At 66.8% G+C, this 15,496-nt stretch carries 14 protein-coding genes; 4 read left to right on the plus strand and 10 right to left on the minus strand.

Translation table 11 applies throughout. From position 1 onward, the window contains the following. Positions 1–521: 521 nt before the first annotated feature. The 9 genes from recO to rpoE form a co-directional block, all read right to left on the minus strand. The gene (gene recO / locus AC5P74_RS18035; RefSeq protein ID WP_206621020.1) at positions 522–1,241 is read right to left on the minus strand and encodes a DNA repair protein RecO; all 720 of its coding nucleotides are present in this window, start codon (positions 1,239–1,241) and stop codon (positions 522–524) included. Between the two features lie 18 nt (positions 1,242–1,259). After that, positions 1,260–2,156: a GTPase Era gene (era, locus tag AC5P74_RS18040; protein ID WP_005410599.1), complete on the minus strand. Its 897-nt coding sequence runs from the start codon at positions 2,154–2,156 to the stop codon at positions 1,260–1,262. Continuing rightward, the gene (rnc, locus tag AC5P74_RS18045; protein ID WP_005418230.1) at positions 2,153–2,833 is read right to left on the minus strand and encodes a ribonuclease III; all 681 of its coding nucleotides are present in this window, start codon (positions 2,831–2,833) and stop codon (positions 2,153–2,155) included. Before rnc ends, era begins: the two co-directional genes overlap by 4 nt. Then, positions 2,823–3,206, minus strand: coding sequence for a DUF4845 domain-containing protein (locus AC5P74_RS18050; protein WP_014038086.1), 384 nt, complete (start codon positions 3,204–3,206; stop codon positions 2,823–2,825). Before AC5P74_RS18050 ends, rnc begins: the two co-directional genes overlap by 11 nt. A 37-nt stretch (positions 3,207–3,243) precedes the next feature. After that, positions 3,244–4,038 (minus strand): signal peptidase I, encoded by a 795-nt coding sequence (gene lepB, locus AC5P74_RS18055; protein WP_005418234.1) that lies wholly within the window; start codon positions 4,036–4,038, stop codon positions 3,244–3,246. A gap of 54 nt (positions 4,039–4,092) precedes the next feature. Beyond that, the gene (lepA, locus tag AC5P74_RS18060; RefSeq protein ID WP_005418237.1) at positions 4,093–5,886 is read right to left on the minus strand and encodes a translation elongation factor 4; all 1,794 of its coding nucleotides are present in this window, start codon (positions 5,884–5,886) and stop codon (positions 4,093–4,095) included. A 182-nt stretch (positions 5,887–6,068) separates the two neighbouring features. Continuing rightward, positions 6,069–7,607: a DegQ family serine endoprotease gene (locus tag AC5P74_RS18065; protein WP_053499698.1), complete on the minus strand. Its 1,539-nt coding sequence runs from the start codon at positions 7,605–7,607 to the stop codon at positions 6,069–6,071. Between the two features lie 74 nt (positions 7,608–7,681). Further along, positions 7,682–8,563 carry a sigma-E factor negative regulatory protein gene (locus AC5P74_RS18070; RefSeq protein ID WP_053499696.1) on the minus strand — a complete coding sequence of 294 codons (882 nt, stop codon included), beginning with the start codon at positions 8,561–8,563 and terminating at the stop codon, positions 7,682–7,684. Continuing rightward, positions 8,560–9,180, minus strand: a complete 621-nt coding sequence (gene rpoE, locus AC5P74_RS18075) for an RNA polymerase sigma factor RpoE (protein WP_005418256.1) — start codon at positions 9,178–9,180, stop codon at positions 8,560–8,562. The genes AC5P74_RS18070 and rpoE overlap by 4 nt, the downstream gene beginning before the upstream one ends. A 235-nt stretch (positions 9,181–9,415) precedes the next feature. Here rpoE and AC5P74_RS18080 point away from each other — a divergent pair, with 235 nt between their 5' ends. From AC5P74_RS18080 to AC5P74_RS18095, 4 genes are all read left to right on the plus strand, one after another. Next, entirely contained in the window at positions 9,416–11,479 is a 2,064-nt protein-coding gene (locus AC5P74_RS18080; protein WP_346608205.1) for a 3-hydroxyacyl-CoA dehydrogenase NAD-binding domain-containing protein, read from the plus strand. Positions 11,480–12,110: 631 nt separating this feature from the next. Then, the gene (locus AC5P74_RS18085) at positions 12,111–12,974 is read left to right on the plus strand and encodes a pirin family protein (protein ID WP_005418267.1); all 864 of its coding nucleotides are present in this window, start codon (positions 12,111–12,113) and stop codon (positions 12,972–12,974) included. Between the two features lie 121 nt (positions 12,975–13,095). Beyond that, entirely contained in the window at positions 13,096–13,815 is a 720-nt protein-coding gene (gene aqpZ, locus AC5P74_RS18090) for an aquaporin Z (protein ID WP_053499691.1), read from the plus strand. 196 nt (positions 13,816–14,011) lie between these two features. Further along, positions 14,012–14,470 carry a hypothetical protein gene (locus AC5P74_RS18095; protein ID WP_206620477.1) on the plus strand — a complete coding sequence of 153 codons (459 nt, stop codon included), beginning with the start codon at positions 14,012–14,014 and terminating at the stop codon, positions 14,468–14,470. A gap of 128 nt (positions 14,471–14,598) precedes the next feature. On the opposite strand, the gene AC5P74_RS18100 is transcribed toward AC5P74_RS18095, so the two are convergent. Then, on the minus strand, positions 14,599–15,450 hold the full coding sequence (locus AC5P74_RS18100; RefSeq protein ID WP_053499689.1) for a pirin family protein: 852 nt from the start codon (positions 15,448–15,450) through the stop codon (positions 14,599–14,601). Positions 15,451–15,496 lie beyond the last annotated feature (46 nt).

Raw genomic sequence — 15,496 nt, forward strand, 5'->3', positions numbered from 1 at the left:
GCTGCTTACATCCACGGCTTCTACAATCCAGCCCGGCTACACTCGGCGCTGGGCTACCACTCGCCTAACAACTACGCCCGGCAGCTCCGGGCTGCCGCCTGAAACGGCTTCATGGCGTCCGTTTTCAGGGGGCCAGATCAGACACCCCGCCCTCCGATACCGCCCCGCCTTCGACAGGTTCACTCGGCTGTTGGTAGGTGTCGACCTTGGTCGACACATCTGTCAGATATCGAAATTCAAACTGGGGTCAGATCCGTTTTCCTTCGGAAAACGGATCTGACCCCGTCGGCATGTCCAACAGCTCGCAAGACTCTGTCGAAGGCGGGGTGGGTCCGGTTGCGGGAGTGTCCGCGGCATGGATGCCGCGGCCAAGCCCCCAAGGACGGGTTTACGGCGTCTCCCGCAACCGGACCCACCCCGCCTACCCACGGATAGCCAGCTTTTGCCGTTGACGTTGAAGTTGACGTTGATTCGGCTTTGGCCTCGGCAGGTGCAGGGCTGCAAGCCCTGCTCAACACCCCCTACCTGCGGGGCGCCAGCTGCTCGAGCATTTCCCAGGACTTCAGGCCGCGCGGCCCCAGGTGATGGGCCAGCACCCGCCGCATCGGCAGGCGCAGGCTGGCCAGATCGGCGGCATCCGGCTCTTCGTCAGCCGCCAGCGCCAACAGCGCCGACCCGGTGGCGGCTGCCCGGCGCTCCCCTCCGCGCTCGCTCAGCAGGCGCTGCGCACCCTCCTGCGGGTCCAGTTCGTAGCGCGCCGCCGGATCGATCGGCTGGCCATCGCTGGCGCTGTCCAGCTCGAAACCCAGGCCCAGCGCAGACAGCAGCTCGCGTTCGAAACGGCGCAGGGTCCAGGCCAGGCCAGCGCCCACCGCCAGCCGCGCACGCGCCTCGCCGTAGGCGAGGTACAGCTCCGGCAGCGGGTCCTGGCGCGGGGCCAGGCGCAGGATCAGTTCGCTCAGGTAGAAACCGGCCAGCATGGCCTGCCCGACCAGGCGTGGCGCGGCATCCAGCGCCTCGGCGCTACGCAGCTGGGCCAGTTCCCCCCGCTGCTGGGCACTGAAGCGGATCCACTGCAACGGCTGCAGGGCGGCGCGCAGCACCTGGCCCTTGGCAGTGGACACGCCACGCGCAAGCAGCCCGATACGGCCATGCTGTGCGCTCAGCACTTCGACCAGCAGGCTGGTCTCGCGGTAGGCCCGTGCGTGCAGCACGAAGCCGGTGTCGTCCTCGATCATCATCGAAGCGACTGCAACGCCTTACTCGTAACCGAAGGCCTTCAGCGCGGCCTCGTCGTCGGACCAGCCTTCACGCACGCGCACCCAGGTTTCCAGGAACACCTTGGCCCCGAACAGACGCTCCATCTGCAGGCGGGACTTGGCGCCGATCTCCTTCAGGCGGGCGCCGCCCTTGCCGATCACGATGGCCTTCTGGCCTTCACGCTCGACCCAGATCACCGCACCGATGCGCAGCAGGTTGCCGTCCTCGGTGAAGCGCTCGATCTCGACAGTGGTGGCGTAGGGCAGTTCCTCGCCGAGCTGGCGCATCAGCTGCTCACGCACCAGTTCACCGGCCAGGAAACGCTGGCTGCGGTCGGTGATCTCATCCTCGCCGAACATCGGCGGGGCTTCCGGCAGCAGCTTCAGCACGTCGCGCACCAGCGCTTCCAGGCCATTGCGCTTCTGCGCGGAGATCGGATGCACGGCGGCGAAGTCGCGACCCTCGGTCACCTGCTGCAGGAACGGCAGCAACGCGCCCTTTTCCTTCAGGCGATCGATCTTGTTGACCACCAGCACCACCGGGATGCCGGCGTCGCGCAGCACGTTGAACGCCAGGCTGTCCTCTTCATCCCAGCGACCGGCTTCGATCACCAGCAGGCCCGCATCGACGCCTTCCAGCGAGCCACGCGCGGCGCGGTTCATCACCCGGTTCATCGCCCGCTTCTGCACCTTGTGCAGGCCGGGGGTGTCGACCAGCACCAGCTGGCCTTCCGGATAGGTGGCGATGCCCAGCAGGCGATGGCGCGTGGTCTGCGGACGGTTGGAGACGATGCTGACCTTGGCGCCGACCAGAGCATTGGTCAGGGTCGACTTGCCCACGTTCGGGCGGCCGATGACGGCCACGCTGCCGCAATGATGGGGAGTTTGTTCGCTCACTTGGAATCCAGTTGTTCTAGGACGGCCGCAGCCGCCTGTTGTTCGGCAAGCCGCCGCGAGGCGCCTTCGCCCTCGGTGCTGGCGGCCGGGTCGGCTACGTTGCAGCGTACCCGGAAGTGCTTGGCGTGGTCGTCACCGGATTCTGACACCAGTTCATACTGCGGCAACGCCTTCTGTCGGGCCTGCAGCCATTCCTGCAGGCGGGTCTTGGGGTCCTTCTCGGGCCGGCCGGAGGCCGGCAGTGCCTCGATCGAAGCGCTGAACCAGGGCAGTACCACCGCCCGGCAGGCCTCGAAACCGGCATCCAGGTAGATCGCAGCCACCACGGCTTCCACCGCGTCGGCCAGGATCGAATCACGACGGTGGCCACCGGACTTCATTTCGCCCGGGCCCAGGATCAGCCGCTCGCCCAGCTCCAGGCTACGTCCAATCACCGCCAGCGCGCCCTCACGCACCAGCTCGGCGCGGGCACGGGTCATCGCGCCCTCGTCGGCCTTGGGCCAGCGTCGGTACAACGCCTCGGCCGCCATCATGTTGACGATGCTGTCGCCCAGGAACTCCAGGCGCTCGTTGTGTGGCGCACCGGCACTGCGATGCGTCAGCGCCTGCTTCAGCAGCGCCGGGTCGCGGAAGGGATGACCGATCAGGTCACCACGTTGGAAAGGTTTATTCGGCACCGCTTCGGGTCAGGTCCTGGGATGAATCGAATTTGCCAACCACGTCCAGGTTGCCGACCAGCGGACGGCGCACTTCGTAGTTGACCTTGAGGGTCCAGCCATTGTCGCGACGGTCGAACTTCACGTTGGCCGGCTTCACGTTTTCCGAGTAATTGATGTACAGGCGCTTGAAGAACAGATCCTGGATCCGGGCCGGCTCCATGCTGCCCACGCCCGGCTCCTTGGCCAGGCTCTTCATCGCCGAGCGCACCGCGTAATACTCCTGGTACATCGGGAACAGCTTCATGCCGATGTAAAGGAAGAAACCCACCACGATCAGGACCGCCAGGAACGAGGTCAGGGTCATGCCACGCTGCGTGTTCATCGTCTTCATTGCGTTCTCCCCAGATACGCGTTGGATGTGAAGGTACTCAGTTGATGCTCGAGCCGATCCGCGACGGCTCGAAGCCATCCTTGCAGAACCAGCCCTGGCAGTTCAGCCAGATCAGGAAGGCCTTGCCGCGCAGGTTTTCTTCCGGCAGCAGGCCCCAGAAGCGGCCATCGTCGCTATTGTCACGATTGTCGCCCATCACCAGGTACTTGCCGGCCGGTACGGTCCACTGGCCCTGGCCACGCGGATAGTCGGTCTCCAGCACGGTATGGGTACGGCCCGGCAGGTGCTCGACCAGCAGGTTGGCGCCCTCGCCCTGGCCCTTGTGCCCGGCATAGATGCCCTTGTTGTCGTACTTCAGCGGTTCGCCATTGAGGATCACGCCGTCGCCTTCGAAGACCACGGTGTCACCCGGCACGCCGATCACGCGCTTGATGAAGTTCTCGCCCTTGGCCGGATCGTTGTCGCTGTGGCCGGGGAAGTGGAACACCACCACGTCGCCGCGCGACGGCTCGCCGAAGGGGACGATCTTGGTGTTGCTGATCGGCAGGCGCAGGCCGTAGGAAAACTTGTTGACCAGGATGAAATCGCCGATCAGCAGGTTCGGCATCATCGAGCTGGACGGGATCTTGTACGGCTCGGCGATGAAACTGCGCACGATCAGCACGATCGCCAGCACCGGGAAGAATGCACGCGAGTAGTCCACCAGCACCGGCTCGGTGTCGAGCAGGCCCGCGCGCTGGGCGCGGCGCTTGGCGAGGTACAGCTTGTCGGCGAGCAGGATCAGGCCCGAGGCCAGGGTCAGCACGACCAGGAGGATCTCAAACAGTTTCATTCAGGGTCCTTTGCAACGTCACCAGACGACCGGCCCCGCGAGGCCGGTGCGGGCTTACTTGTTGTCCATCTGCAGCACGGCCAGGAACGCTTCCTGCGGGATCTCCACGCGGCCGACCTGCTTCATGCGCTTCTTGCCTTCCTTCTGCTTTTCCAGAAGCTTCTTCTTGCGCGAGACGTCGCCACCATAGCACTTGGCCAGCACGTTCTTGCGCATCGCCTTGACCGTGGTGCGGGCGATGATCTGCGAGCCGACGGCAGCCTGGATGGCCACGTCGAACATCTGGCGGGGGATCAGGTCCTTCATCTTCTCGCACAGCTCGCGGCCGCGGCGGTCGGCGTGGCTGCGGTGCACGATCAGCGACAGTGCGTCGACCTTGTCACCGTTGATCAGCACGTCAACGCGCACGAACGGGCCGGCGTCGAAGCGCACGAAGTGGTAATCCAGCGAGGCATAGCCACGGCTGACCGACTTGAGCTTGTCGAAGAAGTCCAGTACCACCTCGGCCATCGGCAGCTCGTAGCTGATCTGCACCTGGCTGCCCAGGTAGTTGATGCCGATCTGGCTTCCGCGCTTTTCTTCGCACAGCTTGATGATGTTGCCGATGTACTCCTCGGGAGTGAGCACGTTGGCGCGGATGATCGGCTCGCGGATCTCCTCGACCTGGTTCACCGGCGGCAGCTTGGCCGGGTTGTCCATGTTGATGACCGAGCCGTCGGTCTTCAGGACCTCATACACCACCGTCGGCGCGGTGCTGATCAGGTCCAGGTTGTATTCGCGTTCCAGGCGCTCCTGCACGATCTCCATGTGCAGCATGCCCAGGAAGCCGCAGCGGAAGCCGAAGCCCATCGCTTCGGAGCTTTCCGGCTCGAAACGCAGCGCGGCATCGTTCAGGCGCAGCTTGTCCAGCGCTTCGCGCAGGTCCGGGTAGTCTTCGGCATCGACCGGGAACAGGCCGGCGAACACGCGCGGCTGCATTTCCTGGAAGCCCGGCAGCGGCTTCGGCGCCGGATCGCCGGCCAGGGTGAGGGTGTCGCCGACCGGCGCACCATGCACGTCCTTGATGCTGGCGGTGACCCAGCCCACTTCACCGGCACGCAGCGCCGGCAGCACTTTGCGCTTGGGGGTGAACACGCCGACGTTGTCGACCTGGTGGTTGCGGCCGGTGGACATCACCTGCAACTTGTCACCGGCCTTGATCTCGCCCTGCATCACGCGCACCAGCGAGACCACGCCCAGGTAGTTGTCGAACCACGAGTCGATGATCAGCGCCTGCAGCTTGTCGGTGTCGCGCGGCACCGGCGGCGGGATGCGATGGACGATCGCCTCCAGCACGTCCTGCACGTTGAGGCCGGTCTTGGCACTGACCGGCACGGCGTCGGAGGCGTCGATGCCGATCACGGCCTCGATCTCGGCCTTGGCGCGCTCGATGTCGGCGGTGGGCAGGTCGATCTTGTTGATCACCGGCACCACTTCCAGGCCCTGCTCCACTGCGGTATAGCAGTTGGCCACCGACTGCGCTTCCACGCCCTGCGCCGCATCGACCACCAGCAGCGCGCCTTCGCAGGCGGCCAGCGAGCGGCTGACTTCATAGGAGAAGTCGACGTGGCCGGGGGTGTCGATGAAGTTCAGGTGATAGGTCTGCCCGTCCTTGGCCAGGTACGGCAGTGACACCGATTGCGCCTTGATCGTGATGCCACGCTCGCGCTCGATGGGATTGGAGTCGAGCACCTGCGCTTCCATCTCGCGGGCCTGCAGGCCACCACAGAGCTGGATGATGCGGTCGGCCAGCGTGGACTTGCCGTGGTCGACATGGGCGATGATGGAGAAGTTGCGGATGTTCCGCATCGAATCAGAAGACATAGGTGGCGGCGGCGCGCGGCGTCGTCAGGGTAACGGTCGATTATCGCACGCCCGGCGCCCGGCCGCGAAAACTGCCTCATCGGACCGGGTCCAGAACGGACGAAGCCCCGCCGGGGCGGGGCTTCGGGGGCGGCGCCGGCGCCGCCGAAGCGGCCCTGGCAGGGGCCTTACTGGCCGGCCTTCACCGCCACGAAGGCGCTGTTGCCGTTGGCCGTGCGGACCAGCAGCATCACCACGTCGTCCTTCTTGAAGCTGGACAACGCCCGGTTCAGGGCATCGACGCTGCCGACCGCAGTGCGGCCGACCTGCAGGATCACCATGCCCGGCGACAGGCCGGCATCGCGTGCTGCCTGGCCCTTGACCCCGGTGATGCGCACGCCTTCATTGCCGTTGAGCCCCAGCTGCTTGCGCTGGGCCGCGTTCAGGTCGCTGACGTCCAGCCCCAGCAGGGCGTTGGCACCGGTCTGCGGAGCCGCCTCGCCAGCGCCAGCCGACGGCCCGCGGGCATTGGCCTGCCCGTCCTCGCTCAGTGCGGTCAGCGTGGCACTGAGCTCATGCGGCTTGCCGTCGCGGTAAACCACCAGGTTCACCTTGCTGCCCGGCGCCATCGCACCGATCAGCGGCGGCAGGTCGGACCAGCTGTTGACCGCGCTGCCGTTGACCGAGCGGATGACATCGCCCACCTGCACGCCGGCCTTGGCGGCCGCACTGCCGGCCACGATCTGGTTGACCAGCGCGCCGCGGCTGTCGGGCAGGCCCAGTCCCTGCGCCTTCAGCGAATCGATCGGTTCGACCACCGCGCCGAGCTGGCCGCGGGTGACCTTGCCGCTCTTCTTGATCTGCTCGACCGCGCTCATCGCCAGGTCGATCGGGATCGCGAAGCTGATGCCCATGTAGCCGCCGGAGGCCGAGAAGATCTGCGAGTTGATGCCGACCACTTCGCCGCGGGTGTTCAGCAGCGGACCGCCGGAATTGCCCTGGTTGATCGCCACGTCGGTCTGGATGAACGGCACGTAGCGCTGGTCAGGACCCCCCGTACTGCGACCGACGGCGCTGACCACGCCGGCGGTAACGGAATGGTCGAGGCCGAACGGCGAGCCGATCGCGACAACCCATTGGCCCGGCTTCAGGGTGTTGGAATCACCCACGCGCACGGTGGGCAGGTTCTTGCCATCGATCTTGAGCAGGGCCACGTCGTACTGCTGGTCGCTGCCGACCACCTTGGCGGTGAACTCGCGGCTGTCGCCCAGCTTGACCTTCACCTCGCTGGCGTCGGCCACCACGTGGTAGTTGGTCAGTACATAGCCATCGGGCGAGATGATGAAGCCCGATCCCATGCCACGCCCCTTGATGCTGGGACCGCCATCCTGCCCACCCGGCCCCTGCCCCGGCATCGGGAAATCAGGGCCGAAGAAGCGGCGGAAGAACTCGGGCATGTCATCGTCGCCCATCGGGCCGCGCGAGGCCTGGCGGTTGTTGCGGACGATGGTGGTGTCGACGTTGACCACGCCCGGGCCGACCTGTTCGACCAGGTTGGTGAAGTCGGGCAGGCCGCTGACCAGCGGTTGTGCAGGCGCCCGCGGCGCCGCGGCCGGCGCAGGTTGGGCCGGGGCGGCAGGCGCCGGCGCCGGCGCCTGCGCGCAGGCCACCAGGGGAAGGGTCAGGGCCAGCAGGCCAATGGCCTGCGTGCGAAGTCGGGGAGTCATCGGACGGCAACCTCCGGGTCGGATGGAAAGAGGAATACGGGCCCCGCCGACGGCGGGGCGTGAAGGCGCCCGGCTCAGTCGCGCGGGCGCGGCGGCACCGGCAGGTCGTCCTGCAGGCGCGGCTCGAACGGGTAGAACGCGGCACCGCCGGCGCGGGCCGGGAAACTGGCATTGAGCGCGCCACCTGCGGTCGGCGCCAGGCTGGAGCGCGGCCACGGCCGGGCCTGCAGCCCGCCGACCTCGCCGAATGGCAGGTTGCGGTTGGCGTTGGCCGGTACGGTCGGAGCCAGCGGTGCCTGCACGGCGGCGATGGCGCGCTGCGGAGCGTCATCGCGCTGGGCGGCACGCGCGGCCTGCTGGCTGCGGGTTGCACTGGCGCGGCGGGCGTCCTGGCGACGGCTGGTAGCAGCCATCGCCACAGCCGGCGCCGCCGCCACGGCCATCGCGGCGGTATCCACCGATGCTTCGGTCACCGGGGCCGGCGAGGTCGGCGCCGGCGGCAGTTCCGCCTGGCTGGCGATCACCTGGGGGGCCAATGGCTCGCCGGGAGTGGCCTCCTTCAGCTTCTCGCCCCCCATGAACAGGGCGACCGCAGCAACCGATGCGGCCAGAGCCGCGCCGCCGCCCCAGGCCCGCCAGCCACTGCGACGTACCTGGCGACGCGGCTCGGCCTGCGACGTTGGCTCGGCCGCGATGGCGGCAGCCACGGCGGCACTGAACCCGGCCGGAGCCAGTGCCGACGCCTGCCCGCGCATCACGTCGCCCAGCAGCTGCCAGCGCTCCTGGCAACCGGCCAGCTCGGGGTCGTGCTCCATCCGGCGCAGCAGGAAACGCGCTTCATCGGCGCCCAGCTCGCCATCGACCAGGGCCGACAGCTGCTCGCGATGGCGCTGGTCCAGGCGCTGCCCGGCGGGCGATTGATGGTTCTGCGATTCGTTGAACGGGTTACTGGTCATACGCGGCTCTTCTCACGGGTGGCGCTGCCGATGTCCAGCAGCGGCCGGAGTTCGGTGTCGATCGCCTCGCGCGCCCGGAAGATCCGTGAACGCACCGTGCCGATCGGGCACCCCATCTTCTGCGCGATATCCTCGTAGCTCAGGCCTTCCACCTCGCGCAGGGTGATCGCTGACCGGAGTTCTTCCGGCAGCGCGTTGACGGCCTTCATCACCGTCTGTTCCAGCTCCTGGCGCATCAACTCGCGTTCGGGCGTGTCGGTGTCACGCAGGCGCGTACCACTGTCGAACTGTTCGGCATCGCCGATGTCGATGTCATCGGTCGGCGGCCGTCGATTGTGTGAAGCCAGGTAGTTTTTGGCGGTATTCACGGCGATTCGATGCAACCAGGTTGAGAACTGGGCATCGCCACGGAAACTCCCGATCGCGCGGTAGGCACGGATGAAAGTGTCCTGGGCGACGTCCTGACATTCGCTCCAGTCGGCGATGTAGCGACCGACGAGGGCCACCACCCGATGCTGGTACTTGCGCACCAGGACATCGAAGGCGGCACTCTCGCCGTGCTGCACGCGCCGGACCAGTTCCAGATCCAGCTCCTGTGGTGTATCAACCTCGGCCATGAGGGGCCGCACTCCTGTCAGCCCAACCGACGTCGGGCAATGAGACTGCCAATCCCGGGAAAAGTTCAGTCGCCGATCACCTGGCGCCGCACCAGCTTTTAACCACCGTTCCGTTAGCGTCCCGGTCCACGGCCATGGATCCGGGGGCGCCACTCCCCTGCTATTGGGATTTGACGCGAGGGAAACAACCTCTGGATCATAGCCGCTTCTCCATACACAACCGGATGGAACGTCCATGCTTTCAGGCTTCGATGGTCTCCGCTTCAGCCACTGGCACCCCGAGATCCGCGACGACGGCGTGGTGGTTCTCTCCCTGGATCGTCAGGACAGCAGCGTCAACGCGATGTCGCAGGACGTGCTGCTGGAGCTGGGCGACCTGCTTGAGCGCATCGCGCTGGACCCACCCAAGGGCGTGGTGGTCCAGTCGCTGAAGAAGGCCGGCTTCATTGCCGGTGCCGACCTGAAGGAGTTCCAGGAATTCGACCGTCGCGGCACCGTCAATGACGCGATCCGTCGTGGCCAGGCCACCTATCAGAAGCTGGCCGAGCTGCCCTGCCCCACCGTTGCGGCGATCCACGGCCACTGCCTGGGAGGCGGCACCGAACTGGCGCTGGCCTGCCGCTACCGCGTGGCGTCCAATGACAGCAGCACCCGCATCGGCCTGCCGGAAACCCAGCTTGGCATCTTCCCGGGCTGGGGCGGCAGCGCCCGCCTGCCGCAGTTGGTGGGCGCGCCGGCGGCAATGGACATGATGCTGACCGGCCGCACCCTGTCGGCCTCGGCCGCGCGTGGCATCGGCCTGGTCGACAAGGTGGTGGCGCCAGCGGTGGTGCTCGACACCGCCGTCGCGCTGGCGCTGTCCGGCACCACCCGCCCGTTCAAGCAGCGCGCGACGGCATGGGCCACCAACACCTGGCTGGCACGCAGGCTGCTGGCGCCGCAGATGGTCAAGCAGGTCGCACGCAAGGCGAAGAAGGACCAGTACCCGGCGCCGTACGCGCTGATCAGCACCTGGCAACGCAGTGGCGGCAAGCCCATCCAGGCCCGCCTGGACGCCGAGCGGCGCGCCGTGGTCAAGCTGGCCAGTACACCGACCGCGCGCAATCTGATCCGTATCTTCTTCCTCACCGAGCGACTGAAGGGCCTGGGCAGTGGTGATTCCGGCATCCGTCACGTGCACGTGGTCGGCGCCGGCGTGATGGGCGGCGACATCGCCGCGTGGGCCGCTTACAAGGGCTTCGAGGTGACCCTGCAGGACCGCGAGCAGCGCTTCATCGACCCGGCCATGGAACGCGCACAGGCGCTGTTCGCCAAGAAGGTGCGCGACGAAAGCAAGCGCCCAGCCGTGGCCGCACGCCTGCGTGCCGACCTGGAAGGCAATGGGGTTGCCCAAGCGGATCTGGTGATCGAGGCGATCATCGAGAACCCGGAAGCCAAGCGTGCGCTGTACCAGACGCTGGAACCGAAGATGAAGCAGGACGCCCTGCTGACCACCAATACCTCGTCGATCCCACTGGTGGAACTGCGCGATCACATCCAGCGCCCGGCGCAGTTCGCCGGCCTGCACTACTTCAACCCGGTAGCGCAGATGCCGCTGGTGGAAATCATCCACCACGATGGCATGGCGCCGGAGACCGAGCGCCGCCTGGCCGCGTTCTGCAAGGCGCTGGGCAAGTTCCCGGTGCCGGTGGCCGGCAGTCCGGGCTTCCTGGTCAACCGCGTGCTGTTCCCGTACATGCTGGAAGCCGCCACCGCCTACGCCGAAGGCGTCCCGGGCCCGGTGATCGACAAGGCCGCAGTGAAGTTCGGCATGCCGATGGGCCCGATCGAACTGATCGACACCGTCGGCCTGGACGTGGCCGCCGGCGTCGGCCGCGAACTGGCACCGTTCCTGGGCCTGCAGATTCCGGCCGCGCTGCAGACGGTGGAACCGGACAAGCGTGGCAAGAAGGATGGCCAGGGCATCTACACCTGGGAAAACGGCAAGCCGAAGAAACCGGACGTGGCCAGCGACTACCAGGCCCCGGCCGACCTGGAAGACCGCCTGATCCTGCCGCTGTTGAACGAGGCAGTGGCGTGCCTGCACGAAGGCGTGGTGGCCGATGCGGACCTGCTGGATGCCGGCGTGATCTTCGGCACCGGTTTCGCCCCGTTCCGCGGCGGTCCGATCCAGCACATCCGTGCGGTCGGTGCCGATGCGATCGTCGAGCGGTTGAAGGCGCTGCAGCAGCGCCACGGCGACCGTTTCGCCCCGCGCCCGGGCTGGGACAACCCCGCCCTGCGCGAACCAGTGGTTTGAGTTGATCTGCCGGGCCTGCGGCCAGGCACCCGCAGAGGCAATGTCAAGTTCCACAGCAGAAGCCAGAGCCAAAGCGGCTCTGGCTTTTCTGTTTGTTGGGCGGGGCGGTGTCGGGGTGCGGGGACGCCGTAAACCCGTCCTTGGGGGCTTGGCCGCGGCATCCATGCCGCGGACACCCCGCACCCCGACACCGCCCCACCCCTGACAGTTTCCCGGTGACGGTGGGTGAACTGCGATGACTGGTAGGTGTCGACCTTGGTCGACACGCTTGATCCACGCCATGCGTGGATGCGAGCGAAGCGACCGGCGTTTGATTTTGATTTTCTATTTTCTTCTCCGTGGCTGGACGCACACGGAAACTGTCAGAGGGCGGGCGGGTGGGTTGCGCAGGACCGTTGGCGCCATGGATGGCGCCATCGAGCCCCCATGGACGGGTTTACGGCGTGTCCTGCGCAACCCACCCGCCCGGCCAAGCGCGGCTTTTGATCTTGCTTCCGCCTTCAGCGACCAACCCCACAGCCACGAGGGGCTGCGCCGTTGGCTGGAACACCCTGTTACCCATACGAGGCATGTCCCCGTCACAGCCGCATGCGATGCTGACCACCTGATCCCTGCCAGCGAGAACGCCCGCATGACCACCATCATCGCTCCGCGCGTGCACGACATCGGCGGCCTCGAAGTCCGCCGCGCCGTCCCCACCCTGCAGGCGCGCAGCATCGGCTCGTTCGTGTTCGTCGACCAGATGGGCCCGGCACTGATGCACCCCGGCACCGCCATCGACGTGCGCCCGCATCCGCATATCGGCCTGGCCACGGTTACCTATCTGTGGTCGGGCGCCATCGGCCACCGCGACACCTTGGGTTCGGATCAGGTGATTCGTCCCGGTGACGTCAACTGGATGACCGCCGGCCGCGGCATCGCCCATTCCGAACGCACGCCACAATCGGACCGCGACCATGACAACCCGATCCACGGCATGCAGACCTGGGTCGCGCTGCCGAAGTCGCATGAGGAAATCGAGCCGGCGTTCTATCACCATGCCGCTGCCACCCTGCCCGAGCAGCGCCGCAAGGGTGCCTGGCTTCGGGTGATCGCTGGCCGCGCCTATGGCGAGGAATCGCCGGTGAAAGTGTTCGCCGATACGCTCAATGTGGCGATCGATCTGGACCCGGACGCGGAAATCGACATCGACGACGGCCACCGCGAGCGCGCGTTGTACATCCTTGAGGGCGACGCGCAGTTGGATGGCGTGGACATTCCCGCACAGCACCTGGTCATCCCCGAAGCCGGCGCACGCGGCCGCCTGCGCGCAAAGACACCGGTGAAGGCGATGCTGTTCGGTGGCGAGCCGCTGGATGGCCCGCGCCACCTGTGGTGGAACTTCGTGTCCAGCTCGAAAGAGCGTATCGAGCAGGCGAAGCACGACTGGGAAGCCGGTCGCTTCGGCACCATCCCCGGCGACGACAAGGAGTTCATCCCGCTGCCGCAGTACTGAGCATCGCGTGTTGCACACATCCGAGGGTGTATTCCTGCACCCGGCGTTGACGCTACAGTCACCCGCTGATCATTGAAATGTGACATAAATCACACTTTCGACCGTCAAAGGAGTGCAACACATGAGCATGGGTAAACGCTTGTCCGCCGAGTTCCTCGGCACGTTCTGGCTGGTTCTGGGTGGCTGTGGCAGTGCAGTGCTGGCCGCCAAGTTCGGTGGTGACGGCAATCCGCTGGGTATCGGCTTCCTCGGCGTGGCGCTCGCCTTCGGCCTGACCGTGGTGACCGGCGCCTATGCGTTCGGCCATATCTCCGGTGCGCACTTCAATCCGGCGGTCAGCGTCGGCCTGTGGGCGGGTGGCCGCTTCCCGACCAAGGACCTGGTGCCGTACGTCATCGCCCAGGTTGCGGGTGGCCTGCTGGCCGGCTTCATCCTGCTGCAGATCGCCTCCGGCGCCAGTGGCTTCGCCATCGATGGCAGCCAGGCCGGAGCGTTCGCCAGCAATGGCTATGGCGCGCTGTCGCCCGGTGGCTACAGCGTGGCGGCGGCCTTCCTGTGCGAAGTGGTCCTGACCGCGGTGTTCCTGATCGTGATCATGGGTTCCACCCACGGCAAGGCACCGGCCGGGTTCGCCCCGCTGGCGATCGGCCTGTCGCTGACCCTGATCCACCTGATCAGCATCCCGGTCACCAACACGTCGGTGAACCCGGCCCGCTCCACGGCCGTTGCCTTCTTCGCCGGCAGCGGTGCGGTCAGCCAGTTGTGGCTGTTCTGGGTCGCCCCGTTGCTGGGCGGCGCGATCGGTGGCCTGATCTACAAGTGGATCGGCAACGACCGCTGATCCCCGCAGCAACCATTGCGGGCGGCCCTCGGCCGCAATGGTTGCGCTTGCAACCGCGAATTGTGCGATTGCTCACGTTCCGTTAAGGTTGAGTTGACCGTCCGTGCACATGCCGGATGGGGGGCGTCCGGGGATGGGATGCCATGGTCGCCGGCTCTGCTGGCGAAGCCAACCAATTCATCACCTTGGGGGATGCATGAAGTTCGTGCCTGTCATGTTGTCGAGCCTGCTTTTCGCTGCGGCCCACGCCGCCGCGCAGGCGCCGTCCGAATGTCCTTCGCTGCCGGCCAGCAGCGGTCTGCAATGGCACCAGCAGGTGCAGGCCGATTTCCTGGTCTGCCGCGCCAGCACCCCTGATGGCCGCGAAGTGCTGAGCCTGATGCTCAGCGCGCGTGACCCGTCCATTCCGCTGAACCGCTCGCTTCGGCAGGAAAAAGGCAGCTTCGGCGGTGAATCGCTGTACTGGTACCAGCCCGACCTGGGCGGCCAGCAACCGCCGGGGTATGCCGAACGGCGCATCAGCGTGGTCAAGCTCGACAAGGGGCGTTACGCGCAGATTTCGCTGTATCCGGACAGCGCGCAGGAGCTGGGGTCACTGCAACAGCTGGCGCAGGGCATGAGCCTGACCCCGTCGGCCGTGGCCGCCGGGCGCTGAGGATGACGGGGATGGCTGCCTGGCAGCATCCCCGCAGCGCGACCCCATCCAACGGTTGTGCCGGTCGCTGGCCGGCACCCCGATCCGCCTCCATGCGAGGCAGTTGCCGGCCAGCGGCCGGTACTACGTCAGAACTTGCCTTCCTGGAAATCGACGAAGGCCTGCATCAGTTCCTGCCGCGTGTTCATCACGAACGGCCCGTGGCGCATCACCGGTTCGCGCAGCGGACGGCCGGCCACCAGGATCAGGCGCGCGCCTTCATTGCCGGCCGAGATGTGCAACTGCTCGCCACCGCCCAGCACCGCCAGTTCCTGGCGGGCGACGTCGCGCGCGGCGTCCTGCTCACCCACGGTCACGCCACCTTCGAATACGTACGCAAAGGCGTTGTGCCCTTCCGGCAGCGCATAGGTCCAGGCACGGTCGGGCGCCAGCGTGATGTCGAGGTAGAGCGGGTCGGTGGCCGGTTGCACGATCGGGCCGCGGGTGCCATCGACCGTGCCAGCAATCACCTTCACCTCCACGCCCGCTTCCGGGTGCACCACCGGAATCCGCTCAGGCGCGAACTCCTGGTACTTCGGCTCGGTCATCTTCTCCTTCGCCGGCAGGTTCACCCACAGCTGGAAGCCACGCATCTGCCCGCTTTCCTGCTCGGGCATCTCCGAGTGCACCAGGCCGCGGCCAGCGGTCATCCACTGCACGCTGCCCGGGGTCAGCAGGCCTTCGTTGCCATGGTTGTCGCGATGCCGCATGCGCCCGTCGAGCATGTAGGTGACGGTCTCGAATCCGCGGTGCGGATGCTCCGGGAAACCAGCGATGTAGTCCTCGGCGCGGTCGGTGCCGAATTCATCGAGCAGCAGGAACGGATCGAGGTCGGGCAGCGTCGGGCCACCGATGACGCGGGTCAGGCGCACGCCGGCACCGTCGGAGGTGGGCATGCCACGGATGGTCCGCAGCACGCGGACCGGTTCGGGAAAGCTCATGGCGACTCCTGTTGGATGGATGCCACTGAAGATGGACGCCGCACGG

The sequence above is a fragment of the Stenotrophomonas sp. YJH_SMC_94-11 genome (assembly GCF_059370435.1).

Coding starts and splice junctions, on each gene's coding strand:
- AC5P74_RS18085 (WP_005418267.1), top strand. CDS start 12,111: ATGACCACCATCATCGCTCCGCGCGTGCACGACATCGGCGGCCTCGAA.
- AC5P74_RS18050 (WP_014038086.1), bottom strand. CDS start 3,206: ATGAAGACGATGAACACGCAGCGTGGCATGACCCTGACCTCGTTCCTG.
- lepB (WP_005418234.1), bottom strand. CDS start 4,038: ATGAAACTGTTTGAGATCCTCCTGGTCGTGCTGACCCTGGCCTCGGGC.
- AC5P74_RS18070 (WP_053499696.1), bottom strand. CDS start 8,563: ATGACCAGTAACCCGTTCAACGAATCGCAGAACCATCAATCGCCCGCC.
- aqpZ (WP_053499691.1), top strand. CDS start 13,096: ATGAGCATGGGTAAACGCTTGTCCGCCGAGTTCCTCGGCACGTTCTGG.
- AC5P74_RS18095 (WP_206620477.1), top strand. CDS start 14,012: ATGAAGTTCGTGCCTGTCATGTTGTCGAGCCTGCTTTTCGCTGCGGCC.
- AC5P74_RS18100 (WP_053499689.1), bottom strand. CDS start 15,450: ATGAGCTTTCCCGAACCGGTCCGCGTGCTGCGGACCATCCGTGGCATG.
- rpoE (WP_005418256.1), bottom strand. CDS start 9,180: ATGGCCGAGGTTGATACACCACAGGAGCTGGATCTGGAACTGGTCCGG.
- lepA (WP_005418237.1), bottom strand. CDS start 5,886: ATGCGGAACATCCGCAACTTCTCCATCATCGCCCATGTCGACCACGGC.
- AC5P74_RS18065 (WP_053499698.1), bottom strand. CDS start 7,607: ATGACTCCCCGACTTCGCACGCAGGCCATTGGCCTGCTGGCCCTGACC.
- AC5P74_RS18080 (WP_346608205.1), top strand. CDS start 9,416: ATGCTTTCAGGCTTCGATGGTCTCCGCTTCAGCCACTGGCACCCCGAG.
- recO (WP_206621020.1), bottom strand. CDS start 1,241: ATGATGATCGAGGACGACACCGGCTTCGTGCTGCACGCACGGGCCTAC.